This window comes from Streptomyces sp. NPDC007088 (genome assembly GCF_042869355.1).
In the GTDB taxonomy this organism is placed as follows: domain Bacteria; phylum Actinomycetota; class Actinomycetes; order Streptomycetales; family Streptomycetaceae; genus Streptomyces.
Map to the genome: position 1 here is coordinate 14954 of NZ_JBIAFO010000011.1, position 25815 is coordinate 40768.

Genomic DNA, 25815 nt, shown 5'->3' on the forward strand with positions numbered 1-25815 from the left:
CTGCGATCAGGGCAGTTCACACCCGGACAGGGTCAACTTCGCAATGGGGCGGCTCACTCGAAAGGGTGGCTGCCGGGGTCGGGCAAAGGGCCATGGTGCTCGGCCCCGGCGAATCACGGGGTGGTGTGGACCGGAGTCCATGGATGGTCATGTCCGCCGGCCTCGTCGTCGCCGACCGCAGTGCCGTCGCCCGTGGCCACCCAGGCGTGAAATGCGGCGGGCAGGGCGCGGGCGCCCAGTACGAGGTGGCAGCGGCGGCCAGTGAGGGCGGTGGCCAGGACGGTGGCCAAGGAGCGCTCCTTGCAGTCGATCTGCCCCCGCCACCACGTTGGCTGGCAGGCGACGACCGCGCGGTAGACGTCCTGTACGTGTGCGAGATCGGCAGCGGGGAGAGGACGCACCGAAGACGCGAGGCGGAGGCGGAGGCGGAACCGGCGCCGGTCGCCGGGGACGAGACGGACGGCGACGGCCAGTGCCATCGCGAGGTGTGCGGGCAGCCGTAGGCGCCACGGTGGGCGGTGGGGCGCATGGACCATCTGTGTCATCGGCGTCGCCTCCAGCAGCCCCTGGCTCGTGGCCCTCCGGTCGTGGCCTGCGAGCGAGTCAGCAGGCCCATGTCGAGCAGCGCTGCGAGGTAGGCGTCCACGGCTCGCCGGGCCGCGGCTACGTTCAAGCCGCCTGGTACGGCGATTTCTTCGGCGAGCCCACTGAGACCTCCGCGCAGCGCGACGGCGTCCCAGACCCTCGCACCCGTACCGGAGAACATGTGCCAGCGTCCGGCGCGCAGGTCCAAGACGGCGGTTCCGCCCCGGCAGCGGCCCCAGCGGACGTGCGCGGGGATGCTCAGCATGCCGACTCCGACTCCGACTCCGACTCCGACTCGACCGGGCGGATACGAGCGAGCCACTGGCACGACATGATCAACCTCTGGATGTCATAGAGAGCGTCGGAACGGGCTCCGCCGATGCCGGCCAGTGCTCGCAGGGCGGGATCAGGGTCCAGCAGGCCGCCGGCGACAAGAGGGCTGGTGCTGATCAGGGTGGCCAGGGCAGGCCGGTGGTGCAGCAGGCCGGCGGTGAGCTGACGGGAGAAGCTGCCCTTGGAGGTTCGAGATGTCAGCCAGGGAGGCAGAAACGGCAGTGCGGTGGCGAGTAACGGCTTGAAGGTGGCGACACCGTGCCGCTCGGCCGGAGCGATGGCGAACGCCGCTCGTACGACTTGGTTGTCGAGGTAGGGGTGTACCTGGCGAATCCGCCACGACGCCGCCAATGGGGCCGTTTCCCGGGCGTCCGCCCCGACCAGTCGTAGAGAGGAGCGCTGTTCGGTCAGGTCGGCCTCAGCGTACGCGTCGGAGCGGGAAGCGGCCTCGCGCAGCAGGATGGCCACCTCTTCGCGGCCTTGCGGGGTGAGCCAGGCCGCGAACTGCCCCATGTGGCACCACGTCCACACGCCTGGCCGACGACCTTCGATCTCGCCCCGGATCAGACGCGCGGCGGCGTTCTCCAGGGCGCCGGGGTGACTGTTTCCCGCGGCTTGGGTGACAGCCCGCCACAGTTCGCGCGGCGCCAGATTGCGGGCGCGGGCCCAGTCCGTCACCTGCCGGTGTGCGGCCCGGCGGTCACCACGCTGCACCATTCCGATCCAGGCGGCGCTGCACGAGTCGAGAACGATGTCTCCGCCGTTGCCAGTGAAGTGCAGGGGCAGTCCCGCCGCCGGCTTCAGATAGAGGGCGTGCTGTGCGGTGGTCAGGCTCAGCGCCGCGGGCTGCTCGGTCACCGGCTGACTCGGGGACCAGCCGAACGGCAGCTCACCGGGGCCACCGTTTCCCACGTGCAGACGCGTACCGATGTGTTCGGCGACCTTACGCGCGAAGTGCAGATCCTCGGTGCTCGTGAACTCGTCCGCGTACGTGACGGCGCGGACCTCTCCCTCCCGGGCCGCGAGAACGGCCACAGCCGAGGAGTCCAGGCCGCCGGATACATCGGCGCTCGCCAGGCCGCCCGCCTCCCGCATCCGCCAGGCGACGGCGCGCCGCAGCGCGTCTCCGAAGGCCGGGGCGCCCTGCGCCAGCGTCGACACCGGTTCTGTACCGACGACATCCACGAGTTCGGGACGGTCTGCGCCCAGCAGCAGCCCGTTCCCCGGGGGCACCGCGAGTACGTGCTCGTAGGCGGTGCTGTCGGGCCAGTGCTCGGGGCCTGCTGCGAGCCGGGCGGCCACCATCGCCAGGTCGGGCGCCGCTCCGAGGTGCTGAGCGAGTCGGCGAGCGCTGGTCGACCACAGGATGTGCGGGCCGTGCGAGCCGCTGTAGAACACACCGCGCAGACCCGACAGGTCCCCGCACACGAAGCTGTGTGCGCGGGTCTGCGCTACTACCCAGTACGAGCCGGTCAACCGGGTCAGACTCGCCCACTGCCCTTCGGCGGCGGAGCGAAGCAGTCCCTCCTCCTCGCCCGGCAGCAGGACGACGTCACCCACCACTGCGATGCGGGCCCGGTCGTCGGCGACCACTCGTGCGCGGCAGCCCTGGCCCACCCGTACGCCGGGCAGTCCCTCGGCCGCCCGGCCGCCGGCGCTCCAGTGCAAGCTCGACGTGCCACCGGTGATCCATTCCTCGTGCATGAGCCTCCCCTTCTCCGGAGCGGGCCCGGGGGCCGGTGTCTGGCCGGCCCCCGGGGTTCTTCCTGTGGTGGTTACTCGAACCACATCGCGCCGGAGTTGTCGCCGTCGTTGTTCGGCTGGCGGCCGAGCGTCGCCGCCTCGGCGTCGAAGCTGTCCGGCAGTTCGATCTCGGGGGCGGACTCGGCGGGAATGATCGTGGAGCGCATGGTGTACCTCCGTTGATGACGTCGGTGCCTGTGTTGCGCGGCGCTGGTTCGCCGTGCGTCACCAGAACACCGCGGTGCGGGCGGACCTGGGTAGTCGCCGAGATCCGCCGCTCGCGCCCACACCGTCCGCCGTGTGCCCGCCGCGTGGCCGCGCCGAAATCCGCCGAAAAACGCGACGGCGGGCCATGCTCCCCATAGCGCGCCTAGGGTGAGAAGTTGGACGGCGCTGGAGGATGCATGGCAGGCAGGCCCCGAACCGTGAAGCACCCCAACGAGTTACTGCACTACTGGCTCGGCCGGGCAGGCGTCTCCAACGCGGAACTCGCCCGCGAGGTGACGCGTCGCGCGAGAGCTCTGGGGGAACGGGGCATCAACCCCAGCGAAGGACGGGTAAGGGCCTGGAGAGGCGGGGAAACTCCACGTCACCCCGTCCCGCAGATCATCGCCGACTTCCTCGCGGACCGAACCGGCCTTCCCCTGAACTGCGCAGACATTGGGCTGCCCGACCGCACGACACCGGTGACGGCCGGGCCGGACCTCTCATGGAAACCCGCGGCGGCCATCGCCGCCATCGCACACCTCACCCGGAGCGAGATCATGGTCTCCCACAGCCGCGACAGCGTAGACGCCCGTTCCGTCCACACCGGCCACGATCTTCTCGACCCGCTCCAGCACTGGACAACCGCCTCCCCGTCCGCGCTCACTGCACGCGGTGGAGGCCGCCTCGGTGCCAGCGACATCAACGGCATCCGGGCTGTCACCGACATGTTCCGTGACGCCGACAACCGCCATGGCGGTGCGCTCTCCCGCAAGGCCGTCATCGCGCAGATGTCCGACGCGAACGCCTTGCTCAGCACAGCCTCCTACGACGAGGCCACCGGCCGCGCCCTTTTCGCCGCGGTGGCCGACCTCGGCAGTGTGGCCGGCTGGATGACCTTCGACGTCGGCCTGCACAAGCAGGCCCAGCACATCTTCTTCGCCGCCCTGCACGCCGCGAGTGAGGCGGGAGACAAAGTGCTCGGCGCGCACATCCTCCAGTGCATGGCACGCCAGATGTCACACCTCAAGCACTACGACGAAGCCCTGGACCTCGTGAACCTCGCCCAGTACGGCGCTCGTCGCCATGCCACCCCCGCCACCCGGTCCATGCTGGCCGCCCTCGAAGCGCGGTTCCACGCGATCCTCGGCCAGGTCACTGAAAGTGAGCGCGCCGCAGGAACTGCCGAGGAGCTGTTCGCGGCGGTCGATCAGGACAACGAGCCGGCCCACATGGCCTTCTTCGACGAAGCGGAACTCTGCGCGACCATCGGTGTCGCCCATCAGATCGCGGCGAAGCACGATGCCGGACCCGGCCGCGCGGTCAGGGCCGAGAACTCTGTGCGCCTGCTCGGGCGCGCCCTCGAACTCCGCCCGGAACACCGTGTACGCAGCGCGGCTTTCGACCACGTCGGCCTGGCCCGGACACACCTCGCCGTCGGGGAGGTGGACGGCGCCCTCACGGAAGCAAGGCGGGCTCTCCACATCTTCCGCAGTCTCGGCTCGCCGCGCGTCGGAGACCGACTGATCGAGCTGCAACAGGAAGCCGCCCCGTTCGAGGCAAGCCGGGCGGGTGGGGAACTGCGTGATGTGCTGTCGGAGGCGCTCGGCTGAGCCGCTCGCTGGCGCGAGGGGCCGTCGCCCACTGCCCAGCGGGGCGCCCGGCAGGGGTTGGGACAGTTCAGGAGGAGACGCGGCCCCGCCTTTGCGCTGCGTCCGTGACGGCGGACTGCTCCCCGCGCGTGCGGGGATGGTCCGTTTAGGCGTTGCCCGGGGCGTAGGCGCGGAGGAAGGTGTGGACGGCTGCTCGGGCGATCTCCTGGGTCTCGGTCGCGCCGACTTTCCGGGTGCCGAGACGTGAGCGCGCCTCCATTGGGCCTGTGAGCAATGCGAGGAACTGTTCGGCGGCGCGTGCCGGGTCCCGGGTGTCCAGACGTCCGGCCAGGGCCAGCCGCGCGAACCGGTCTCCCAGTGCTTCCCCGATCCGCTCGGACGTCCGGCCCTGCACGACCTCGGCGAGGTCGGGGAAGGCGGCGAGTTGTGCGTACGTCAACGCCCGCAGCGAGCGCGCACGTTGACCGCAGCACGTGTGCAGCAACCGGTTCCCGACGTCCTCCAGCGCGGCCCGTAGATCGTCTCCGGGCTCGCGCAGCCGCTCGACCACGGCAAGGTTCTCGGCCATGACGAGATCGGCGGCGGCCGTCATCGCGTGCCGGAACAGGTTCTCCTTGTCGCTGAGGTGGTTGTAGACGGTCGGCTTGGCGACCCCGGCCTCCTCCGCGATCTCCTGCACGCAGGCCCCCGCGTACCCGCGCCGCGCGAACACGGCGAACGCGCCGTCGAGTATGGCCTGCCGCTTGTCGATGCGGCCCCGGGGGGCGGGCCGTCCGGCAGCGGCGGTCTTCGCTGGTGTCACCTCGGCAGACTACCCCGCGGTTGCCGGTAGTTGAACGTGTGAGTTCATTTTCTGAAACCCTCGCACTCGACTGACCAAGACATTAAATTGAACCCGCTGGTTCAAGTAGAGAAGCCTTGTGAGGGGAAAGCCACATGATCGTGAACACCCTGCGGTTCAGCTTCAAGGCAGGCACGTCCGACGGGGAACAAGCAGCCGTACTCGCCGCGATGCGACGCACGGCGAGCACTGAACCGGTCGTCTTCGGTACCGTCGGCCGCTATCTGGGCGACCCGGCCGAGGGGTACACGCACACGTACTGCGCCGCCGTGGCGGACCTGGCGGCGCTGGAGCGCTACCTGCATGAGCCGGTCCACATCGACGGCGACTGGTTGATCATCCCGCGCCTTGAACGGCTCGACGCGTTCCGCTTCTCCGACGACCCCGACCCGGATCTCGACGCCAAGATCCTCGCCCTGCACGCGCGGAAGGTGGAGATGTACCCGGAGTGGGGCCGGCTTCTGGACGCGATCCCCGGAGCGGAGGGATCGTTCGGAGATTAGGGTTTGTCCGGTGCCCTTGGTCGGCCGTCGCCCTCGTGTGCGGGTGCGCGGGGCCCGAAGCGTCGAGAGGCATGTGTGGGGGGGCTTGGAAGTGAAGCTGCTTACGCCTTCCGGGCAACGGCGGTGGGTGAAATGTGGCAAAAGTTCGTTTCCACGATACTTGCAAAAACTGCTGCCTTGACGGGGTAAAACCGCAGGTCAGGAAGAGTGCTCCCCGCGCGTGCGGGGATGGTCCCCCGCGCGACGGCAAGATGACCATCGGAGCGTGGTGCTCCCCGCGCGTGCGGGGATGGTCCTGAGCGCGAGCCCCCCTCCAGTCACCGGAGGGGGTGCTCCCCGCGCGTGCGGGGATGGTCCCCTCCGCCTCCTCCAGGCGCGCGCCCCGAACTCGTGCTCCCCGCGCGTGCGGGGATGGTCCCGGGCTGCGGAGGACTACGCCCACGGTCTCGAAGTGCTCCCCGCGCGTGCGGGGATGGTCCCAGGCCCGCACCACGGCCGCGAAGGCGCGCCGGGTGCTCCCCGCGCGTGCGGGGATGGTCCCGGGGCGAGGGCGTCAAGGGCGTTGGTGCCGTGGTGCTCCCCGCGCGTGCGGGGATGGTCCCGACTTCGGCGCGGCCTGGACGATGACGACGGTGTGCTCCCCGCGCGTGCGGGGATGGTCCCGCAGGACGGCGCCGGGCCGCTGGACACGGACCGTGCTCCCCGCGCGTGCGGGGATGGTCCCCAGCGGATGACGCTCAAGCTCGGGGAAGCGCCGTGCTCCCCGCGCGTGCGGGGATGGTCCCGGCGATGGATGAGCGTCCTGACTGGGCACGCCGTGCTCCCCGCGCGTGCGGGGATGGTCCCCGCGACCTCGTTACACAGATGCTGACCAACTAGTGCTCCCCGCGCGTGCGGGGATGGTCCCATGGCTCACTGGCGGAACCTCAAGGTCACTCCGTGCTCCCCGCGCGTGCGGGGATGGTCCTCGTGCTGCCGCTACGCGTATGGGGACCGAGCGGTGCTCCCCGCGCGTGCGGGGATGGTCCCAGGCACTCAAAGATCGGGGCGCAGCCGCTGCCGTGCTCCCCGCGCGTGCGGGGATGGTCCCAGTGCGGCGGTCGCCCTGTTCGGCACGAAGGCGTGCTCCCCGCGCGTGCGGGGATGGTCCCAAGGCGAATATGGCCAGGGTGGACCTGCGCAAGTGCTCCCCGCGCGTGCGGGGATGGTCCCCCTGTGCCCACCGACCGCGCCGCCGTGCTCCGGTGCTCCCCGCGCGTGCGGGGATGGTCCCTCCACAAGCGCGCGAAGCGGGCGGCGGAGATGGTGCTCCCCGCGCGTGCGGGGATGGTCCCGGCATCGTCGCGCGCCGCCTGTCCGAGCGCACGTGCTCCCCGCGCGTGCGGGGATGGTCCCTCATGAGGGCGCGAGCGATGTCCGAAGCGACGGTGCTCCCCGCGCGTGCGGGGATGGTCCCGACCCCAGCGGCCACGCCTCTCCGACCGTCCAGTGCTCCCCGCGCGTGCGGGGATGGTCCCGGATTGAGGGGCGAATTCTCCAGACGTTCGGCGTGCTCCCCGCGCGTGCGGGGATGGTCCCGGGCCCATGGTCGCCGACACCGTCGAACACATGTGCTCCCCGCGCGTGCGGGGATGGCCCCCGCGACACTCTCACCCCTGAGCTGATCGCGGTGTGCTCCCCGCGCGTGCGGGGATGGTCCCGAGCACCTCATCAGCGAGGAGGATCCTCCACCGTGCTCCCCGCACGTGCGGGGATGGTTCCACCCGGTGGTCAGGTTCACCTTGGTGGTGGTCTGCTCCCCACGCCGGGCCCTCGGGGGCTCTGTGGGGTTATTTCGGCTGGTCCCTGGGGGTGGGGCAGCGGGGTTCGTGTCTGCGGCGTAAGACGCGGATGTCTGTTTGGCGGCTCCAGTCGTAGGTTTGCTGGGCCTCGCGTTCCGCTGTGTCCAGGGTGGCGCAGACCGGGCAGGGTGGCGGTGGGGGTGTCGGTTTCTGGGTTTCGGGCATGGGGGAACTGCCTTTCTGGTCTGAGGACTTCGGTGGTGGTCAGTCCCGGGTCCACGGGATGCACTGGGGTTTGTGGCCCAGGTCCAGGGTCGGGAGGGTGCGGACGGGGTGCACCGTCCAGTTCCATGTGCGGGATGACGTGCTGACCGTGAGGGTGTACGGCGATCCCCCGCGCAGGCTGCGGCAGATGCCATGCATGTCGCGGTGGTTGCCGAGCCAGGACCAGGCTCGGCAGAACTCCGTTCGGTCGAGGTCCGCGACCACTGCGCGTACGCCCTCCCGCATCCAGTCGACCGCCTCCGGTGCGGTGAGGGCCATCAGGTCCGTGGGCGGACGGCCGGCCCGGTCTCCGGGCTGGTCCAGGTGGCACCAGTACGCGAGGGGTGGTTTCAGGTCCGGCACGGTGGGGCCGCCTTCCGGAAGGCGGCCCATACGTCCTTGGCCCATTCCGCGCCGTTCGGGCGGAGTTCACTGCCCCACGACGAGGCGAGTCCGTTCACCAGGACCAAGCCTCTGCCGCACTCCGCCCGCCCGTCCGGCTCCTTCAGCCGGGGGCGGGTGACGCCACGATCGCTGAGTACGAGGAGCAGGGCCGGGCCGTCGTCCTCCGTTCCCGTCAGTTCCGTCAGTTCGACCAGGCACTCGGGGCTCGGTGCGTGGCGGCCAACATTGGCCAGCAACTCGTTCAGACACAGGACCACTTCGGCCGACATGGTCGGCTCGCAGCGCGGTTCCAGCCAGTCCAGCGCGGCCCGGCGCACCTTCGCGAACTCCTCGGGGAGTGCGAGTGCCCGCAGGTGAAAGCGGTTCGGGGTGCTCATCGGCGTACGTAACACGGCTCCTCCAACGCAGGCGGAAGGCATGGGTGTTCACGGCCTCGCGCATCCGACCCGCGTCGTTCGCCGTGAGGAAGAGAGTGCCCGGCGCGCTTCGCGCTGGCAAGTTATTCCGGGGTGCTAGTAGCTCGAAAGGGTGACTTGGCGAGGAAAGCTTGTGTCGCTGTAACTGGCGCCGCCATCATGTGGACATGGCTCAGGACGACATGCCCACCATGCGAAGTCGCAGGCTCGGGGGCGAACTGCGCAGGCTCCGACTCGAAGCGGGACTCAAGGTCCAGCAAGTAGCCGATGCGCTGGAATGCGGTCAGCCCAAGATCAGTCAGATCGAGAACGGCAAGCGCGGCATACGGCCGCTCGACCTCACGACGTTCTTCAACCTCGTCAAGCTGGAGGACGAACAGCACCGGAACAATCTCCGGCGCCTCGCCAAGCAGATCCACAAGGTGGACTGGTGGAGCGGGGACGGCCCGATCCTGGACGACTCGCTCCGGGACTACCTGACCTTGGAGGTCGACTCCGAGCTGGTGCGTACTTACCAGTCGGACCTCATTCCCGGCCTGCTTCAGACCGAGTCGTATATGCGGGAGATTTTCTCGACCAATGAACGCCCGGACATGGTCGACCATCTGGTGAGCACGCGACTGAAGCGGCAGGAGCTGCTGGAGGACGCGAACGGGTTCCGGTTCCGCGCGGTCATCGACGCGCCCGCCCTGCATCGCATCGCGGGTGGGTCGGACGTCGTGCGCGAGCAGTTGAGTCACCTGATCGAAGTCGGGAAGAAGTCCAACGTCACGATCCAAGTTCTGCCTCTGGACGCCGCGCTGCCCATGGATCAGCACGTGCCGTACAGCATCCTCAGTCAACGTGGCGATCCCCCGGTCGATATCGCCTGGTTGGAGCACCTCACCGGTGGTACGTTGCTGGAGCAGCGGTCTCAAGTGCAGGTCTACGCAGGGTTCTGGGATGAACTCACGGCCGCCGCGATGTCCCCGTCGGCCTCCCAGCGCTATATGCGCGACCTCATCAAGGAACGTGGATAGTGATCCAGCGCGCCACCCCCGACTGGTCGGAAAGTGAACTGGAGGGTGCGAACTGGCGCAAGAGTTCGCGCAGCGGTAACGCGAACGACTGCGTTGAGCACGCCGCCCTCCCCTCCGGCCGTCAGGCGGTCCGTGACACCAAGGACCGGGCGCGCGGGGTGCTGTTGTTCAGCCCGGACACCTGGCAGGACTTCCTCGGGGCGGCACTCGACCAGATCTGAGCCGCGCTGAGCCGGGAGCGACCGTGCCCGGCCGGACAGGCTTGTGGGCCCGACCTCGTGAACCGGGGTCGGGCCCTTCCGTATGTCCCCGGTCCTTCCCCGTGTCCCCGGGCCCGTCCCCGGCCGTCCCCTGCCATCGCCGCCCGTCGCCGCACAGTGGGGCGTCTGTCAGACCTGCCTGGAAGGCTCCGGGCATGGAGATGACCGTGCAGCTGACGATCGACTGTTCCGATCCGCAGAGAATGGTGGCCTTCTGGGCCGAGGCTCTGGGCTACGTGCCGGAGCCTCCGCCGGGCGGCTACGCCACGTGGCGCGCTTACTGGGTGGCGGCGGGGGTGCCCGAGGCGGAGTTGCCGGACGGGGCCGGGGATGTTCCGGAGTCGGTCGTCGATCCGTCGGGGCGGGGGCCGAGGGTGTGGTTCCAGCAGGTTCCGGAGGCGAAGGCCGGCAAGAACCGGTGGCATTTCGACCTGAAGGCCGGCGGGGGCCGTGACGTCCCACTGGACGTTCGCGCACAGCGGGTCAGGGCCACGGTGGAGCGGCTGGTCACGGCCGGTGCCACCGTGGTGCGGATCAGGGACGAGCCGGACGCGGGGCTCTACGCCGCCGCCATGCGGGACCCCGAGGACAACGAGTTCGACGTCGTCTGAGGCGGCCGGTCCTGGTTCGTGGCGGGCCGCTCGGGGCGCACCCACTCGTCACGGTAGCGAGCCGCACCGGCGGGCGCCTCGTCGTACCTGCTGGCCACCGCCCAGTGCGTGCGCCTCGATTGTTCCCGTGATCCCGTGATCGCGTGATCCCGTGATCCCGTGATCGCGTGCGCTCCCGTGTTCCAGCGCTCGGCCGCGTAGCCCTCGCGGACGTCCGTCGCGTCGGAACGCGGCGGTCCGCCGTCATCCGCCGTCATCCGCCGTCAGAAGAGCCGGCTTGCGTACCCCGGACCGTATGCCGTCGATCAGCCGGCGCCGGGGTCGGGCAGGTCCCGCAAGCCGCGGTCCGTGAAGGCGATGAGCCACGCGAAGCTCTGGTCGTTGTCGTCGCTCCACTGGAAGCCGTTGCCCGCCTCCAGGGTGGCGAAGCCGTGGCACAGGCTGCGGACGGTGCGCAGGGCGTGGTTGACCTGCGGGGCCGGGATGTCGTAGCCGCGCAGGACCGCCGTGAACGCCTCCAGCAGGCGCTGGGCTCCGAGGGCCAGGGGGTCGTCGGGGCCGGACGGTTCCACGCCGATCGTCGCCGCGTACCGGCCGGGGTGCTCCAGGACGAAGGCGCGGAAGGCGCGCGCGGCCGCCGCGAGGGCGTCGCGGCCCGCGTAGCCCTGGATGGCGCCGCCCACGGCGTCGGCGGCCTGCGACAGGGCCAGGGCCGCGATGCGGCGGTTCAGGTCTTCCTGGCCGCCGACGTGTTTGTACAGGGACGGGGGGCGGACGCCGACCCGTTCCGCCAGCGCGCCCATCGTCAGCCCGGCGATGCCGACCTCGTCGGCGAGGGCGGCGCCGGCCGCGACGACGGTCGCCGGGTCCAGCCCGGCCCTAGGCACGGGCGGCGTCCGAGCGGAGGAAGGTGAGCATGAGCGAAACCACCTGATCGGGGAACTGGTCGTGCGGGTAGTGCCCGGCGCCCTCGATCATCTCAAGGCGGCCCAGGCCCGGCGGCAGGGCCTCCACGATCCCCGCGCCCTCGGCGCGCGGGTCGGCCCAGTCGGGGTCGAGCGTGCCCATCACCACGAGGACCGGGGAGCGGACATCGCCGAGCCGCGCGCCCGCGTCGGCCGGGGCGCTGCGGCCCATGGCCTGCATCGCCTTCATCCGGCCCGGCTCGCGCAACGAGCTGTCGATACGGGCGAGGCGGTCCGTCCAGTCGGCCGGTCTCACGCCGGGGTAGGCCACGTCCAGGTACGAGCGCCACAGGCGCGTGCTGCCGGACACGCCCGTGCCGAGCAGGCGCAGCATGCCCTGGCGGAAGCGCTTCACCCGCAGGTCGCCGAGGCGGACGGACTGCTTGCGGGTGAACGGTCCGAGTTCGACGACCGCCGTGATCAGCGCGGGCTCCCGCGCCGCGGCGATGGTCGCGGCGCCGCCGGAGACGGAGTGGCCGACGAGGACGGCGGGGCCGCCCAGGTGGCGGATCACGGCGATCAGGTCGCCCGCGATGTCGGTACGGCTCCAGGACGGCCAGTCGGTGCTGGACTCGCCGCAGCCGCGCAGGTCGACCGCCGCGACCCGGTAGCCCTCCGCCACGAGCCGCGGGACCATCGCGCGGTACGCGGCGCGGCTGTCGCCCATGCCGTGGGCGAGGACGACGAGCGGGCCGGAGCCGGTCACCTCGTAAGCGATCGTGCCGCCGTCGACGGTGAGGTACTCGGTCATGGCTTCCCCCTGTTTCGGTGAGCCGTCAGCCACCTGGCGGCTAACTGCGTTAGCTAAAAGCTATGGGTGTTAGCCAGTTGTGTCAAGGGCGAGCGGAGCCGGGTCCCTCCGCTGTCACGGGCCGCGCTGTCACGCGACGGTGGTGTCACACGACGGTGGTGTCACACGACGGCGCTGTCACACGACGGTGGTGGCACGCGACGGCGGGTGAGAGTCCCGGCACGTACGACGTCGGCCCCACCGTGTCGCGCACGGTGGGGCCGACGAGGCGGCGCGGGGGAGTCCCGGCGCGGTCAGCCGATGACGATCGGGTCGACGAAGGTGCCGGGGTGGGTGGCGCCCGACTGGTCCAGAATGGCGCCGCCGTACGGCCACTTGAGGGTCACGTGGGTCGTCTCGTTCGGCGGGGTGAGGAGGATCTTCGCGGGGACGAAGGGCCGCACGTCCGGGTCGTTCTTCTGGACGGGCAGGATGCTCATGCTGACCATGGCCGTGTCGTCACCGGGCTTCAGGGTCATCGTGGACGGGGTGACACCGGAGCGCTGGAGGTCCCACGCCTCGCCCGTGGTGCTGACCAGCCGCACGCCCGGGAAGCCGCGCAGGGTGCAGGTGCGCGTGCTCTTGTTCGTCAGCCGGATGGACACCTGCTGCTGGTCCGTGGTGTCCATGTCGGGGCGTCCGCCGTGCGGGCCGCCCCAGGTGTAGCGGAGATCGCCGGTGTGGCAGCGGCTGGTGGTGCTGGTGGCGGAGACGGGGTTCACCGCGTCGGTGCGCGAGCCCTGCTGGGCGGTGGTCTGCGTGCGCGCCCCGGCCCCGGAGGAGTCCCGCGCGCCGGTCTGGCCCGAACCGGACGCGCCCGAACCGGACTTGGCGTCCGTACCGGCTTCGTCCGAGCCGGACCCGGTGTCCGTACCGGCCTTGTCCGAGCCGGACCCGGCGTCCGTGCCGGCCTTGTCCTGGCCGCCGTCCCGCTGGCCGGAGGAGGACAGGTTCAGCGCCGCGTCGGAGTGCGAGCCCGCGGCCTTCGAGGAGGAGTCGCCGGACGAGTCGCACGCGGTGGCACCGGCGCCGATCGCGGCGGCGGCCAGGACGGCGGCGGTGCAGCGGACGACGCGGTTGAGCTTCGCGGTCATGGTTCCTCATTTCCGGCGCCGGGTGTCCGCCCGGCGCTCCCCGTGTCGAGTGCGTCTTACGGGAGGTGTGATGCGGCCTTTCGCGAGGGAGTTCGCGGAAGAATGTCCGGAGCGTGTAACAGGGGCCCGGCCGTCCTCGCGGCCCTTCGGCCGAAGGGCCCGCGGTGGGGCGGCGCGCGGTACGGCGGGCGGCCGGTGCCCCGCCTGGGGGACACCGGCCGCGTGCCGTACGCGTGTCTCTCAGGCCGCCGCCTGTTTCTTCATGGACGTCAGGTGGGCGAAGACGACGACGTTGGCCGAGTAGCCGCTCTTCTTGTCGAAGCGGCCGCCGCACGTCATGAGCCGGAGTTCGGGGCGCCCGCCGGCGCCCCCGTACACCTTGTCGTCCGGGAACTTGTCCTTCGTGTACGTCTTCACCTTGTCGACGGTGAAGACCGCGGTACGCCGGTCGGCGCGGGCGACCTTCACCGTGTCGCCCCGGTGCAGCGCGTTGAGGTTGAGGAAGACCGCCGGTCCCGTCTTGGTGTCACGGTGCCCGACGATCAGGGCGGTGCCCGCCGCTCCGGGCGACGGGCCCTTCTCGTACCAGCCCACCTGCTTCGGCCTGCTCATCGGCGGGGTGCGGAGCCGGCCGTTCTCGTCGAGGTCCAGGCCCATGACCGGGGCCTCGACGAAGAGGGCGGGGACGGTGACCTTCAGGGGCCGGGAGGGCAGCAGGGGCGCGTGCGAGGCCGGAGCCCTCCCCTGCTGCCGATCGCGCGGCGCCCGCCGGGGCGGCTGTTCCCCGCCGCCCGCGGCGTCGCCGCCGCGGGCGGTGGCGGCCGGCGGGTCGTCGGGCGAGTCGGAACACGCCCAGACGATGCCGGTCACCAGCGAGAAGGTCACACTCAGCGTCATCGTGAGACGGCACGCGCGACTCGGTCCCCGTCGCCGTCGCCGTCGTCTGCGGGCGTTATGCCTCGTTGCGGGCACGACGGCGTGCGGATCGGCGGACCAGGAGCAGCCCCGCGATTCCGGCCGCGCCCGCGGTCAGCGCGACGGGAGCCCCGAAGTCCGCGTCCTTCTCGGCGCTGACGCTCTTCATGTCCGGGACGCCGCCGCCGCCCGCGGGCACCGCGCCGGAGGGCCGCTCGTAGCCCGGCGTCGAGGGACGGCCGTGGCCCGTGTGGCTGCCGCGCTTGACGGGCCGGTCGCAGTTGACCTTGAAGCTCCGCTGCTTCGGGCCCGCCGGTACGGTCCACACGAGCTGGTACGTGCCCTCGGGGAGCAGGTACTCGTGGCTGCGCGCCGCGCCGTTGATGAGCGGCAGCGTGCTCTGGAGCGTGTCGCCCGGGGGGACGGTCGGGGGCTGCGCGGTGATCGTCCAGGGGACCGCCTGGAGCGACTCGAAGTTGGTCGCCACGAGCACGAAGTGGCAGACCTCCACCCCGTTGCGGTCGCCGCGCGAGTGCCAGCCGACCGAGCGGACTTCGAGGTTGCCGCTGTCGCCGGGGGCGGCGTGGGCGGCGGGGGCTACGGCGAGGGTGGCTCCGGCGACGGCGACCGCGGCGGCCACCGTGGTGCCCGCACGGGCTCTGCGGGAACGGACGGAAGCGGGAGTGCGCATGGCTGGGCTCCTTCAAGCCGGGATGATTGTCATACTGATCACCTGATCGCCTAAGGAATGCCATGAGTCGCGGAAAGGGCGCGCCGGGACACGGGCGAAACGCGCGGAAGCGACCCGAACGGCCCACAGGGCGAGGCGCCCAGGCTTCCGCGAAGGGCCTTCAGAGGTCCGTGGAGGGCCTTTACGGGGTTCCGTGGCCGAGCTTTGCCGGTTCGTGGAGCGCCTTTACGGGGTTCGTGGAGGGCCTTTACGGGGTTCCGTGGCGGAGAAGCTCTGCCGGGTCCGTGGCGGAGCTTTGCCGGGTCCGTGGCGGAGTTTTACGGGGTCCGTGGCGGGTCGTGGCGGGCCGGAGCGGCTGCCGCCGGGCGCCGCGCGGCGCCCTTCGGCCGGGGCCGTCGTGCACGGACGCTCCGCGCGCCGGGCCCCGCGCGTCGGTCCGTCGGGCGGCTACCGCTTCTCCCCTTCCGCCGCCCGCTCCCCCTCGGGGGCGTCGTTGAAGAAGGCGAGGAACCGGTGCGGGGCGTCGTCTCCGAGGCAGATGTCCAGGATCTCGCGCGCGTCCTCGTAGAAGGCCGCGCTGCGCGGGAACATCGCCTCCTCGTAGGCGGTGAGCGCGGCCTCGGTGTCGCCGGGGTGGGCGGCGATCGCCTTGCCGAGTTCGGCGCCGTCGAACATCGCGAGGTTCGCCCCGTCGCCGGACGGCGGCATGAGGTGCGCGGCGTCACCGAGCAGCGTCACCCCCGGCACGCGGTCCCAGCGGTGCCCGTCCGGGAGGGTGTGGATCATGCGCGCGACCGGTGCGGTCTCGCCCTCGGTGATCAGCGCGGTGAGGTGCGGGGCCCAGCCCTCGTACTCGGCCGCGATCCGGGCCCTCGCGGCGTCGGCGTCGGCGAAGTCGATCCCGGCGAACCACTCGGCGGAACGGTTCAGCTGCGCGTACGTGTGCAGGATGTCCCCCGCCTCACGGTGCGCGGTGATGCCCTTCCCCGGAGTGAGCACGTACAGGGCTCCCGCGCCGACCGCCGCGGCCGTGGCGGGGTGCCGTACGTCGACGTCGTGCAGGTAGGTCTCGACGAAGGTCGTGCCGACGTACTCGGGCCGCGCGTCCGAGAGCAGCGGCCGCACGCGCGACCAGGCACCGTCGGCGCCGACCAGGAGGTCGCTGGTCACGGACGGGCCGTCGGCGAAGGACACCTCGTGCCGGCCCTCGCCGAGAGCGCGTACGCCGGTGACCTTGCGGCCCCACTGGACCGTCCCCGCGGGCAGGGAGTCGAGCAGCACGCGGCGCAGGTCGCCGCGCAGGACCTCGGGGCGGGCCAGGGAGCCGTCGCCGGGGGCGTCGAGCAGCAGCTCGCCGTGCTCGTCCAGTACGCGCGCCGCGTCGGCGCCCTCGTGGATGATCGCGCGGAACTCCTCGGTGAGACCGGCGTCCGCGAGCGCCCGCTGCCCGTCGGTCTCGTGGATGTCGAGCTGGCCGCCCTGGGTGCGGGCCCCGGCCGAGAGGTCGGACTCGTAGACCGTCGAGGCGATGCCGTGGACGTGCAGGACGCGGGCGAGGGTGAGGCCGCCGAGGCCCGCGCCGATGATCGTGACAGGTGTGGTCGTCATGGCTGTTTCCTTTCGCGGTACGCGCCCGGGAGGCACGTGGACCGAAGAGGGGGGACGTATCTGGAACGCTGTTCCAGTTCTTCATGTTGGAACATCGTTCCAGTCATGTCAAACTAGAGGCATGGCGACCAGGGCACAGCGCGGCGAACGACGTACGGACGCGCTCTCCAAGCAGCGGATCGTCGAGGCCGCGATCGAGCTCCTCGACGCCGGAGGCGAGAGCGCCCTGACCTTCCGCGCGCTCGCGGCGCGCCTGTCCACCGGGGCCGGGGCCATCTACTGGCACGTCGCCAACAAGGACGAGCTGCTCGGGGCGGCCACCAACGATGTCGTCGCCCGTGTCGTGACGGACGTGGCCGTGGACGCGGAGCCGCGCGAGGCGATCCGCGCCGTGGCCCTGGGCATCTTCGACGCGATCGACGCACACCTCTGGGTGGGCACCCAGCTCGCCCGCTCGCCGTGGCTGTCCGCGATACCGCAGATCTTCGAGAGCTTCGGCAGCCAGCTCCACGCGCTGGGCGTCCCCGAGCGGGCCCAGTTCGACTCCACCTCGGCGCTCGTGAGCTACGTCCTCGGTGCCGCCGGGCAGAACGCCGCGAACGGCCGCGCGCACGCGCACGGCCCCGACCGGACGGCCTTTCTCGGCGCGGTCGCGGAACAGTGGAGGCAACTCGACCCCGCGCGCTACCCGTTCGTGCACCGGGTGGTGGCACAACTGCCGGAGCACGACGACCGCGTGCAGTTCCTCGCCGGTGTCGACCTGATCCTCAACGGCGTCGAGACGGGGCGCTAGGCGCGCGAGGCCCGCAGGACGCGCCGCACCGGGGCCGGGGGCCGGGCCCGCGTCCGGGTGTCACACGCGGCCGGCTCCTCCGGAGGCTTCCGGCAGGTGCCCGACGGCACGGGCGGCGGCGTCTCCTCCCCGAACGCCTGCTGAGCGGGGACGAGGGGCGGGGCACAGGGCGGGGGCAGCGGCAAAGGGCGGGGAGGGGCGGGGCGGCCGGGAAAACCGGTGGACCGGTTCCGGGCGGGCCCGGATACTCTCCCCGTCCGTGGGCCGTCCACGGACGGCTGGGGGGAGAAGACCGTGCGCGACGCCGTGGTGACGTCCGAGGGTGACCGGATGCGCTGGACCGAACTGCCGGGGCTGGAGCCGCCCCGGGTGTACGTGCACGGGCTCGGGGCGTCCGCGGCCGCCTACTTCACGGAGTCGGCGGTCAACCCGCTGCTGGCCGGGCGCCGTTCACTCCTCGTCGACCTGCTGGGGCACGGGATCAGCGACCGGCCGGCGGGCTTCGGCTACACGCTGGAGGACCACGCGGACGCGCTCGCCGCCGCCCTGACCTCCGCCGGTGTCAGCGGCGGCGAGATCATCGGCCACAGCATGGGCGGCTCGGTGGCCATCGTGCTGGCCGCGCGCCATCCGCACCTCGTCTCCCGGCTGGTCCTGGTCGACGCCAACCTCGACCCGATCCCCGTCGCCTCCTTCACCGGGGGCAGCAGCCACATCGCCTCGTTCACGGAGGAGGAGTTCCTGGCCGAGGGGTGGAAGGCGGTCCGGGAGCAGGCCGGCCCGCACTGGTGGGCCACGATGCGGCTTGCCGGGCGCGAGGCCCTGTACCGCAGCGCGAAGGGTCTCGTACGCGGCAGCGTCCCCACCATGCGGGAGCTGCTGCTCGACCTGAGCATCCCCCGCACCTTCCTGCTGCCCGAGGCGGACGGGCCGCTCCCCGGCGCCGACGCGCTGACCGGGGCCGGGGTGCGCGTCGTCACGGTCCCGGACTGCGGGCACAACATCATGCTGGACAACCCCGAGGGCTTCGTCCGGGCGACGGCGGCGGCGCTCACGGAGCCGGAACAGGGCTGAGGAGGGGTAGGGGTACGGGACGCCGGCGCGGGGCCAGAAGTGGGGGCCCGCCGGGCGGCGTCCTCACTGCTTGCCGGTGCCGACCGGGTCGACGACGACGTGGTCGGCGGCGCCGGCGCTGACCGGGAAGCTGATGCTGACCGGCAGGGACTTGGCGTGGGTCTCGTTGGGCGGAGTGACCTTGATGGCGCTGACGTGCACGCCGGTGCCACCGGTGTTGTTCGGCGGGTAGTGCACGGTGAAGCGGGTCGACTCGCCGGGCCGGACCGCGACGGCCGGGGCGGCGAGCCCGCTGCGCTTGGCGCTGAGCGGGCCGGAGGCGTCCTGGGACAGGAAGTCGACTCCGGGGAAGCCCTTCAGCGTGCAGGCGTCGCCGCCGTTGTTCTTGAGGCTGACGAGGAGGTCGCCCTCGCCCATGCCGTGGGACACGCTGAAGCCGAGGTCCGCCGTCTCGCACAGGCCGGTGGTGATCTGGCCGCCGCCGCTGCCCTTGTCGGCGCCCGTGCCGGAGCCGCTGCCGCCGGTGCCGGTGCCGGTGCCGGTGCCGGTGCCGGACGCCGTCCCCGCCGCCGCGCCACCGCCGGAGGTCCCGGACGAGGACGAGGAACCCGAGGTCCCGCCCTGCGAGTCCGACGATCCGGACGACGACGAGGAGGACGACGAGGCCGAGTCCGACGAGCCCGAGGAGCTGGAGTCACCGGCCGAGGAGCCCGCGTCACCGGCGGAGGAGGAGGCGGAACCCTTGTCGTGCGGGCTCGACGCGGCGTCCTCGCCGCCGTTGCAGGCGGTCAGCGAGAGGCCGGCGGTGAGGGCCAGGGCGACGAGGGTGAGCTTCTTGGCGCGCATGGTGTCTTCCTTCGCGGTCGGGTTCGTGGTGGCCGGCGGTGTCCGCCTGGCCCGGTGTGCGTATCTGGGAGGTGTGATCCGCCCGGCCCACGGAAAGTTCGGACCGGCCGCCCGTCAGGACATTCCTGTTACACGCGGAGCGGCCGTGGCGCTCGGGGAGCAGCCGGCCGTACCGCTCGGCTACGTGGTCCTCGGCCTGGCGGCGAGGAGCGCGGGCACCCCGGACGTACTGGCCTGGTGCGGAGCCCTGCTGTTCCTGTCCGGCGCCGGGCTGCTCGCCGTACCCGGGCGGTGGACGGTGCGCAGGGGCGGGAACGAGGAGGTGGGGGAGGGGAAGGAGGCGACGGAGGCCGCCGACCCGGTCGCCGCGGAGGGGGCGTGACGCGCGGGGCGTGACCCCGGCCGGGGTCCGGTGGCGGCCCCTGGGGCTCAGATGCGCTTGCCACCGTGTGCGGTCGTCGGAGTCCTCGCCGTCCCGGTGACCGCCGTCGTCAGCTCCTCCAGCTTGCGTCGCGACTCCGAGCCCGGTTCCGCGTGGTAGACGACCATCACCTGGCCCTCGACCCCGTTGACGTTGAGTTTGTCGCGGTACAGGTCGAGGTCGCCGGCCCGTGGGTGGCGCATGGGGCTGCGGACCGAGTCGGCGCGGGACACGTCGTGGCGTGCCCACAGGCTGTGGAAGACCTCGCTGCCCCGCGACAGCTCCTCCACCAGCTCAGCCAGCCTCGGGCCGGTGCCGGCGGGCCCCGCCGAGGCGCGCAGCTGGGCCACCATCCCGACGACCTCCGTGTCCCAGGACCGGTACAGGGCGCGCTCGGCCGGGTCGAGGAAGGTCGCGAGCAGCCGGTTGGCCCCCGGCGCCATGTTCGGGGACAGCGCCTCGGCCCGCGGGTTCGCCGCCAGGACGTCGAAGTACCTGCCGTGCAGGAACGCGGGCACCGGCATCTCGGACAGCAGGAAACGCACGCTGTCCGAGACCCGCTCACTCGCCGGTACGTCCTCGGCCGCACCCGCCCCGCCGGGCCCGCCCCCGTCGTACGCCCGCCGGGGGCCGCCCGTCGCCAGGCCCTCCAGGTAGGCCCGCGCGTCGGCGTCCAGCCGCAGGACCCGGGCCAGCGCGTCCACGACCTGCGGGGACGGGTTGCGGTCCCGGCCCTGCTCCAGACGCAGGTAGTAGTCCGCGCTGATCCCGGCGAGCAGCGCGACCTCCTCCCGCCGCAGCCCCGCCACCCGGCGCCGCCCCTGCGGGGTGATGCCCATGTCCTCGGGCCGCACCTGCTCGCGCCGGGCCCGCAGGAAGGCGCCGAGAGGGTTGGTGTGCTCCATGCGGTCAACGGTATGCCGCGGCGGCCCCGCCGGACGGCTCCCGCCCCGGCAGCGGGCCCCACCGGGGAGAACCCGTCTGCCTGGGACCCGCGGTCCTAGGAACACGGGGGCACTGGCCGCTCCCCGCCGGATGCCGGAGAGTGGAAGACACGGGAGCAGGAAGCCGTGCCCGGCGGACGCCGTACCCAGCGGCGGACTCCGTACCGGCAGGTCGACCTGCACACCGGTCGTCCAGCACACCGGTCGCCCCGGACACCGGTCGTCCCGTGTGCCGGTCGCCGTACGCGCCGGTCGCCGGGCGGACCACCACGGCCACCGACCACGGCCACCCACCAAGGCCACCCACCAAGGCCGCCCGCCAGCCGGTCACCACCGCGCCCCCTCCCGGCCCCGCCCACGCACTTCACAAGGAGCGCCCCCATGAGCAGCAGCACCACGCTTCCCGGTGGAACCCTGACCCTCGCCGAGGACCTGACCCTGACGCGGATGGGCTACGGGGCGATGCAGCTCGCCGGCCCCGGTGTCTTCGGGCCCCCCAAGGACCGGGACCAGGCCCTCGCCGTCCTGCGCGCGGCCGTCGACGCGGGCATCACGCACATCGACACGAGCGACTACTACGGGCCGTACGTCGTCAACGACCTGATCAGGGAGGCGCTGTACCCCTACCCGGAGGAGCTGCACCTCGTCACGAAGGTCGGCGCCCGGCGGGACGACACGGGGGCCTGGCTGCCCGCCCTCGACCCCGCCGAGCTGAAGGCACAGGTCCACGACAACCTGCGCCGCCTCGGCCTCGAAGCCCTCGACGTGGTGAACCTGCGGGTCGGCACCGCCGAGGGCACCGCCCAGGACCCCCTCACCGAGCAGTTCTCCGCCCTCGCCGAACTGCGTGAGCAGGGGCTGATCCGGCACCTCGGGATCAGCAACGTCCGCGTCGAGCAGCTGGCCGAGGCCCAGACCGTCGCGCCGGTCGTGTCCGTGCAGAACCTGTACAACCTCGCGAACCGCGAGGACGACGCCCTCGTCGCCCTGTGCGCCGAGCAGGACATCGCCTTCGCCCCGTTCTTCCCGCTCGGCGGCTTCAGCCCGCTCCAGTCCGCGACCCTGACGGAGGTCGCCGGGCGGCTCGGCGCGAGCGACCAGCAGGTCGCCCTCGCCTGGCTGCTCCAGCGCTCCCCGAACATCGTCCTCATCCCCGGCACCTCGTCCGTCGGCCACCTGCGCGAGAACATCGCCGCCGCCGGACTGGTCCTGCCCGAGGCCGAACTCGCCGAGCTGGACGCGATCGGCGGGTAGTGCCGGGAGCCGCGCCCGGCTGGGACGACGCGGACGGCGAGCGGCCCCTTGCCGTAAGGTCCCGGCCCATGCGCGTTCTCGTACCGGGCGGCACCGCCCTCGTGGGCCGGGCGATCACGGCGAAGGCCCCCCGGACCGGCGCCGGAGGTCACGGCTGCCCCGTCCGGACCGCCCGGGGAGCTGCCGGAGGGGCGAGGCCGTGACCCTGATCAGGACGGCCGGGTTCTACGAGGAGCTGGACCCGGACCGGAGTGTGCCGCACGACGGCCCGATCCGGGACGCGGTGCGGGAGCACGGCGAGCCGGACGAGGCGCGGGTCCTGGCGTACCTGTACGAGGGGACCGAGCTGTTCAGCTGGATGGGCGGCGCGCCCGACGTGCTCCGGGAGGACGACGGCGGCCCGGTGCTGCTCGGCGGCTCCTCGTTGTGCGGTGACGGGACGTGGGTGTGGCGGAGGGACCTCACCTACTACCTCCCGGCGTACCACCTCGCCCTCCCGCCGGACTTCCTCGCCCACGTGCGCGGCGCGGACTACCGGCCGCCGCCGGTGTCGGAGGAGCGGGGACGGGAGATCCTGGCCGCGTTCGGCCTCCAGTGAGCCCGGCCCCGGACGCACCCCCCCCGCTTCCTCCCCCCAGCCCCGGACGTACCCCCTCCGTTTCCTCCCCCCGCCCCCGGACGCACCCCCTCCGCTTCCTCCCGCCTCCCGGCACCCCGTGCCCGGCGTGACCTGTCCCACAATCCGAGTGCTCCCCGGCCCACTGGGCAAGGGCTGGTAAAGAGTGGCACCGGGTGCCGCGGCCGTCGCCCGTACGGGGGCGGCCGGTCCGGCCGGTGGGCGCGACGGGCTGGACCGGTGTGGTGGGCGCGATGCCGTACCGGTCGATATGTCTCACCTGTCGATACCCGCCGGGCGAAAACCCGCCGCTCGTTAAACTGAGCCGATCGCAACACTGACTACCGAGGAGCGCACGTGGGCCTTGTCGTGCAGAAGTACGGAGGCTCATCCGTTGCCGATGCCGAAGGCATCAAGCGGGTCGCCAAGCGAATCGTGGAAGCCAAGAAGAACGGCCATCAGGTCGTCGTCGTGGTGTCCGCGATGGGTGACACGACGGACGAGTTGATCGATCTCGCGGAGCAGGTGTCACCGATGCCTCCCGGCCGCGAGATGGACATGCTGCTGACCGCGGGGGAGCGGATCTCCATGGCCCTGCTGGCCATGGCGATCAAGAACCTGGGCCACGAGGCCCAGTCCTTCACCGGCAGCCAGGCAGGTGTCATCACCGACTCCTCCCACGGGAAAGCGCGCATCATCGATGTCACGCCGGGCCGTATCCGTACGGCCGTGGACGAGGGCAACATCGCGATCGTGGCCGGCTTCCAGGGCGTGTCCCAGGAGAAGAAGGACATCACCACCCTGGGGCGCGGCGGCTCGGACACCACCGCCGTCGCCCTCGCCGCCGCGCTCGACGCCGAGGTCTGCGAGATCTACACCGACGTGGACGGGGTCTTCACCGCCGACCCGCGCGTCGTGAAGAAGGCCCGCAAGATCGACCACATCGGCTACGAGGACATGCTGGAGCTGGCCAGCTCCGGCTCCAAGGTGCTGCTGCACCGCTGCGTCGAGTACGCACGCCGTTACACCATCCCGATCCACGTCCGCTCCTCCTTCTCGGGGCTCCAGGGCACGTGGGTCGGCCAAGCGCGAGGGAACGAAGCGATGGAGCAGGCACTCATCTCCGGTGTCGCGCACGACACCTCCGAGGCGAAGATCACCGTCGTCGGGGTGCCGGACAAGCCGGGCGAGGCCGCCGCGATCTTCAAGGCGATCGCGACCGCCGAGGTCAACATCGACATGGTCGTGCAGAACGTGTCGGCGGCCTCCACGGGCCTGACGGACATCTCCTTCACCCTCCCGAAGGACGAGGGCCGCAAGGCCATCGACGCCCTGGAGAAGCTCAAGGCCACCGTCGCCTTCGAGTCCCTGCGCTACGACGACCAGATCGCCAAGATCTCCCTGGTCGGCGCCGGTATGAAGACCAACCCCGGGGTCACCGCCACGTTCTTCGAGGCGCTGTCCAAGGCGAACGTCAACATCGAGCTGATCTCGACCTCCGAGATCCGCATCTCGGTCGTCACCCGCGCCGACGACGTCAACGAGGCCGTGCGCGCCGTGCACACCGCCTTCGGGCTCGACAGCGACAGCGACGAGGCCGTGGTCTACGGGGGCACCGGGCGATGACGTCCCCCTCCGGCGGCCGGGGGTGCCCGCGCCGCTGTGGCGGCCACCGCGCCGCGTACCGGCGGGCGCGGCCCGGCCCTCCCCGCGCGCCGGGCGGTGCCGAGGTGACCGGGCGTCCCATGCTCGCCGTGGTCGGCGCCACCGGCGCCGTCGGCACCGTGCTGCTGGGCATCCTGTCCCAGCACGCGGACATCTGGGGGGAGATCCGGCTCATCGCCTCCGCGCGTTCGGCCGGACGGAAACTGACCGTGCGCGGGGTCGAGACCGAGGTCGTCGCGCTGAGCGAGGACGCCTTCGACGGCGTCGACCTCGCCCTCTTCGACGTACCCGACGCCGTGGCCGCGCACTGGGCGCCGGTCGCCGCCGCGCGCGGAGCGGTCGTCGTCGACAACTCGGCCGCCTTCCGCATGGACCCCGAGGTGCCCCTCGTCGTCCCCGAGGTCAACCCGCACGCCGCCCGCAACCGGCCGCGCTCGATCCTCGCGAGCCCCAACTGCACGACGCTCTCCATGATCGTCGCGGTGGGCGCGCTGCACGCCGAGTTCGGGCTCAGTGAGCTGATCGTCTCCTCGTACCAGGCGGTCAGCGGCGCGGGCCGCGCGGGCGTCGACGCCCTGCGCGAACAGCTCGCCCTCGTCGCCGGCACCGAACTCGGCACCTCCCCCGGCGACGTACGCCGCGCGGTCGGCGAGGACCACGGGCCCTTCCCCGCGCCGCTCGCCCTCAACGTGGTGCCCTGGGCCGGTTCGTACGCCCGCGACGGCTGGTCCACCGAGGAGCTGAAGGTACGTGAGGAGTCCCGGAAGATCCTCGGGCTGCCCGGTCTGAGGGTCACCGCGACCTGCGTGCGCGTCCCCGTCGTCACGACGCACTCGCTCACCGTCCACGCCCGCTTCGAGGACGAGGTGACCGTCGACCACGCCCGGGAGATCCTGGCCACCGCGCCCGGCGTCGTGCTCTTCGACGACCCGGCGGCCGGCGAGTTCCCCACGCCCGCCGACGTCGTCGGCACCGACCCCACCTGGGTCGGACGGGTACGGCGCTCCCTGGACGACCCGACCGCCCTCGAACTCTTCGTGTGCGGAGACAACTTGCGCAAAGGCGCGGCGCTCAACACCGTGCAGATCGCGGAGCTCGTCGCCGCCGAGTCCCGCGGCCGGGACTCGTGACCGGGTCCCGGACCGTCCGCACCCGCGCCTGACATACCCTCGGTTCCCGCCCTTCCCGGCCGCTTCCGCGCATTGCGGAAGGTCGGGAAACCCTTCCCAAACCGCCTGGTGGGGGACTCGGCGGGGCACACCGGACGATCCGCGGGCGGCCCCGGCGCCGCCCGGCGCCACGAGGCTCCCTGTGTGATCAATGTGATGTCCGTGTGCTCAAATCCATGACCGGGGCCACTTGTGTGCGGTTGCCTTCGCAACGGACGATGCGAGGGAACTTCCCTGCAACCGTGCACGGGATGTGGGGCGTCTATGCGGACATCCGTCAGGTGGCATCCGCGGGGCGGCGTTCGGTGCGGTGGGGGATTGAGCTGGTGCGTGTGAGGGCGGTGGGGGCGGTCACCCGGGGAACCCGGAACAAGGGCGAGCGACAGCCCGCC

The 25815-nt window shown here is 71.9% G+C and carries 27 protein-coding genes and 1 CRISPR repeat array; of the genes, 12 read left to right on the forward strand and 15 right to left on the reverse strand.

Annotation, left to right across the window (positions count from 1 at the left end; genetic code table 11):
• Positions 1-113: 113 nt before the first annotated feature.
• The 4 genes from ACFYMP_RS18800 to ACFYMP_RS18815 form a co-directional block, all read right to left on the reverse strand.
• A complete protein-coding gene (locus tag ACFYMP_RS18800; RefSeq protein ID WP_388858390.1) occupies positions 114-545 on the reverse strand; it encodes a lasso peptide biosynthesis B2 protein in 432 nt (143 codons plus the stop codon).
• Entirely contained in the window at positions 542-850 is a 309-nt protein-coding gene (locus ACFYMP_RS18805) for a hypothetical protein (protein ID WP_388858394.1), read from the reverse strand. Before ACFYMP_RS18805 ends, ACFYMP_RS18800 begins: the two co-directional genes overlap by 4 nt.
• Positions 844-2622 carry an asparagine synthase-related protein gene (locus ACFYMP_RS18810; RefSeq protein ID WP_388858397.1) on the reverse strand — a complete coding sequence of 593 codons (1779 nt, stop codon included), beginning with the start codon at positions 2620-2622 and terminating at the stop codon, positions 844-846. Before ACFYMP_RS18810 ends, ACFYMP_RS18805 begins: the two co-directional genes overlap by 7 nt.
• A 71-nt stretch (positions 2623-2693) precedes the next feature.
• A complete protein-coding gene (locus tag ACFYMP_RS18815) occupies positions 2694-2828 on the reverse strand; it encodes a hypothetical protein (RefSeq protein ID WP_388858400.1) in 135 nt (44 codons plus the stop codon).
• Positions 2829-3065: 237 nt separating this feature from the next.
• Here ACFYMP_RS18815 and ACFYMP_RS18820 point away from each other — a divergent pair, with 237 nt between their 5' ends.
• Positions 3066-4478 carry a transcriptional regulator gene (locus ACFYMP_RS18820; RefSeq protein WP_388858403.1) on the forward strand — a complete coding sequence of 471 codons (1413 nt, stop codon included), beginning with the start codon at positions 3066-3068 and terminating at the stop codon, positions 4476-4478.
• A 145-nt stretch (positions 4479-4623) separates the two neighbouring features.
• Here ACFYMP_RS18820 and ACFYMP_RS18825 read toward each other — a convergent pair whose 3' ends face one another.
• On the reverse strand, positions 4624-5280 hold the full coding sequence (locus tag ACFYMP_RS18825; RefSeq protein ID WP_388858406.1) for a TetR/AcrR family transcriptional regulator: 657 nt from the start codon (positions 5278-5280) through the stop codon (positions 4624-4626).
• A 134-nt stretch (positions 5281-5414) separates the two neighbouring features.
• On the opposite strand from ACFYMP_RS18825, the gene ACFYMP_RS18830 reads away from it, so the two are divergent.
• Positions 5415-5822 (forward strand): Dabb family protein, encoded by a 408-nt coding sequence (locus ACFYMP_RS18830; RefSeq protein WP_388858409.1) that lies wholly within the window; start codon positions 5415-5417, stop codon positions 5820-5822.
• 207 nt (positions 5823-6029) lie between these two features.
• Positions 6030-7583: a CRISPR direct-repeat array (repeat unit 29 nt; unit sequence GTGCTCCCCGCGCGTGCGGGGATGGTCCC).
• 284 nt (positions 7584-7867) lie between these two features.
• Here the strand turns inward: ACFYMP_RS18830 and ACFYMP_RS18835 are convergent.
• Entirely contained in the window at positions 7868-8230 is a 363-nt protein-coding gene (locus ACFYMP_RS18835; protein WP_388858412.1) for a hypothetical protein, read from the reverse strand.
• Entirely contained in the window at positions 8218-8649 is a 432-nt protein-coding gene (locus ACFYMP_RS18840) for an ATP-binding protein (RefSeq protein ID WP_388858415.1), read from the reverse strand. The genes ACFYMP_RS18835 and ACFYMP_RS18840 overlap by 13 nt, the downstream gene beginning before the upstream one ends.
• Before the next feature lie 206 nt (positions 8650-8855).
• Here ACFYMP_RS18840 and ACFYMP_RS18845 point away from each other — a divergent pair, with 206 nt between their 5' ends.
• From ACFYMP_RS18845 to ACFYMP_RS18855, 3 genes are all read left to right on the forward strand, one after another.
• Complete coding sequence (locus ACFYMP_RS18845) at positions 8856-9707, forward strand: helix-turn-helix domain-containing protein (RefSeq protein WP_388858418.1); 852 nt, start codon at positions 8856-8858, stop codon at positions 9705-9707.
• Positions 9707-9928: a DUF397 domain-containing protein gene (locus ACFYMP_RS18850; protein ID WP_388858421.1), complete on the forward strand. Its 222-nt coding sequence runs from the start codon at positions 9707-9709 to the stop codon at positions 9926-9928. Before ACFYMP_RS18845 ends, ACFYMP_RS18850 begins: the two co-directional genes overlap by 1 nt.
• Before the next feature lie 194 nt (positions 9929-10122).
• Positions 10123-10578, forward strand: coding sequence for a VOC family protein (locus ACFYMP_RS18855; RefSeq protein ID WP_388858424.1), 456 nt, complete (start codon positions 10123-10125; stop codon positions 10576-10578).
• Between the two features lie 305 nt (positions 10579-10883).
• Here ACFYMP_RS18855 and ACFYMP_RS18860 read toward each other — a convergent pair whose 3' ends face one another.
• The 6 genes from ACFYMP_RS18860 to ACFYMP_RS18885 form a co-directional block, all read right to left on the reverse strand.
• Positions 10884-11465 (reverse strand): TetR/AcrR family transcriptional regulator, encoded by a 582-nt coding sequence (locus tag ACFYMP_RS18860; RefSeq protein ID WP_388858427.1) that lies wholly within the window; start codon positions 11463-11465, stop codon positions 10884-10886.
• Positions 11458-12294 (reverse strand): alpha/beta fold hydrolase, encoded by an 837-nt coding sequence (locus ACFYMP_RS18865; RefSeq protein ID WP_388858430.1) that lies wholly within the window; start codon positions 12292-12294, stop codon positions 11458-11460. Before ACFYMP_RS18865 ends, ACFYMP_RS18860 begins: the two co-directional genes overlap by 8 nt.
• 293 nt (positions 12295-12587) lie before the next feature.
• On the reverse strand, positions 12588-13427 hold the full coding sequence (locus tag ACFYMP_RS18870; RefSeq protein WP_388858433.1) for a DUF4232 domain-containing protein: 840 nt from the start codon (positions 13425-13427) through the stop codon (positions 12588-12590).
• A gap of 240 nt (positions 13428-13667) precedes the next feature.
• Entirely contained in the window at positions 13668-14324 is a 657-nt protein-coding gene (locus ACFYMP_RS18875) for a class F sortase (protein ID WP_388858436.1), read from the reverse strand.
• A 55-nt stretch (positions 14325-14379) separates the two neighbouring features.
• Positions 14380-15033: a hypothetical protein gene (locus tag ACFYMP_RS18880; RefSeq protein WP_388858439.1), complete on the reverse strand. Its 654-nt coding sequence runs from the start codon at positions 15031-15033 to the stop codon at positions 14380-14382.
• Positions 15034-15480: 447 nt separating this feature from the next.
• The gene (locus ACFYMP_RS18885; RefSeq protein ID WP_388858442.1) at positions 15481-16641 is read right to left on the reverse strand and encodes an FAD-dependent oxidoreductase; all 1161 of its coding nucleotides are present in this window, start codon (positions 16639-16641) and stop codon (positions 15481-15483) included.
• Positions 16642-16762: 121 nt separating this feature from the next.
• On the opposite strand from ACFYMP_RS18885, the gene ACFYMP_RS18890 reads away from it, so the two are divergent.
• Positions 16763-17434, forward strand: a complete 672-nt coding sequence (locus ACFYMP_RS18890) for a TetR/AcrR family transcriptional regulator (protein WP_388858445.1) — start codon at positions 16763-16765, stop codon at positions 17432-17434.
• Between the two features lie 294 nt (positions 17435-17728).
• Entirely contained in the window at positions 17729-18508 is a 780-nt protein-coding gene (locus tag ACFYMP_RS18895) for an alpha/beta fold hydrolase (RefSeq protein WP_388858448.1), read from the forward strand.
• A gap of 63 nt (positions 18509-18571) precedes the next feature.
• On the opposite strand, the gene ACFYMP_RS18900 is transcribed toward ACFYMP_RS18895, so the two are convergent.
• Positions 18572-19354: a DUF4232 domain-containing protein gene (locus ACFYMP_RS18900; RefSeq protein ID WP_388858451.1), complete on the reverse strand. Its 783-nt coding sequence runs from the start codon at positions 19352-19354 to the stop codon at positions 18572-18574.
• A gap of 145 nt (positions 19355-19499) precedes the next feature.
• Here ACFYMP_RS18900 and ACFYMP_RS18905 point away from each other — a divergent pair, with 145 nt between their 5' ends.
• Complete coding sequence (locus ACFYMP_RS18905) at positions 19500-19736, forward strand: hypothetical protein (RefSeq protein WP_388858454.1); 237 nt, start codon at positions 19500-19502, stop codon at positions 19734-19736.
• 47 nt (positions 19737-19783) lie between these two features.
• On the opposite strand, the gene ACFYMP_RS18910 is transcribed toward ACFYMP_RS18905, so the two are convergent.
• Positions 19784-20680 carry a helix-turn-helix transcriptional regulator gene (locus ACFYMP_RS18910; RefSeq protein ID WP_388858457.1) on the reverse strand — a complete coding sequence of 299 codons (897 nt, stop codon included), beginning with the start codon at positions 20678-20680 and terminating at the stop codon, positions 19784-19786.
• 420 nt (positions 20681-21100) lie between these two features.
• On the opposite strand from ACFYMP_RS18910, the gene ACFYMP_RS18915 reads away from it, so the two are divergent.
• The 4 genes from ACFYMP_RS18915 to ACFYMP_RS18930 all read left to right on the forward strand — a co-directional run bounded on the left by ACFYMP_RS18915 (position 21101) and on the right by ACFYMP_RS18930 (position 25384).
• Entirely contained in the window at positions 21101-21973 is an 873-nt protein-coding gene (locus tag ACFYMP_RS18915) for an oxidoreductase (protein WP_388858460.1), read from the forward strand.
• 199 nt (positions 21974-22172) lie between these two features.
• A complete protein-coding gene (locus tag ACFYMP_RS18920) occupies positions 22173-22571 on the forward strand; it encodes a hypothetical protein (protein ID WP_388858463.1) in 399 nt (132 codons plus the stop codon).
• A gap of 375 nt (positions 22572-22946) precedes the next feature.
• Positions 22947-24215 carry an aspartate kinase gene (locus tag ACFYMP_RS18925; RefSeq protein WP_388858466.1) on the forward strand — a complete coding sequence of 423 codons (1269 nt, stop codon included), beginning with the start codon at positions 22947-22949 and terminating at the stop codon, positions 24213-24215.
• A gap of 119 nt (positions 24216-24334) precedes the next feature.
• Positions 24335-25384 carry an aspartate-semialdehyde dehydrogenase gene (locus tag ACFYMP_RS18930; protein ID WP_388859013.1) on the forward strand — a complete coding sequence of 350 codons (1050 nt, stop codon included), beginning with the start codon at positions 24335-24337 and terminating at the stop codon, positions 25382-25384.
• The last annotated feature ends 431 nt before the right edge of the window (positions 25385-25815 follow it).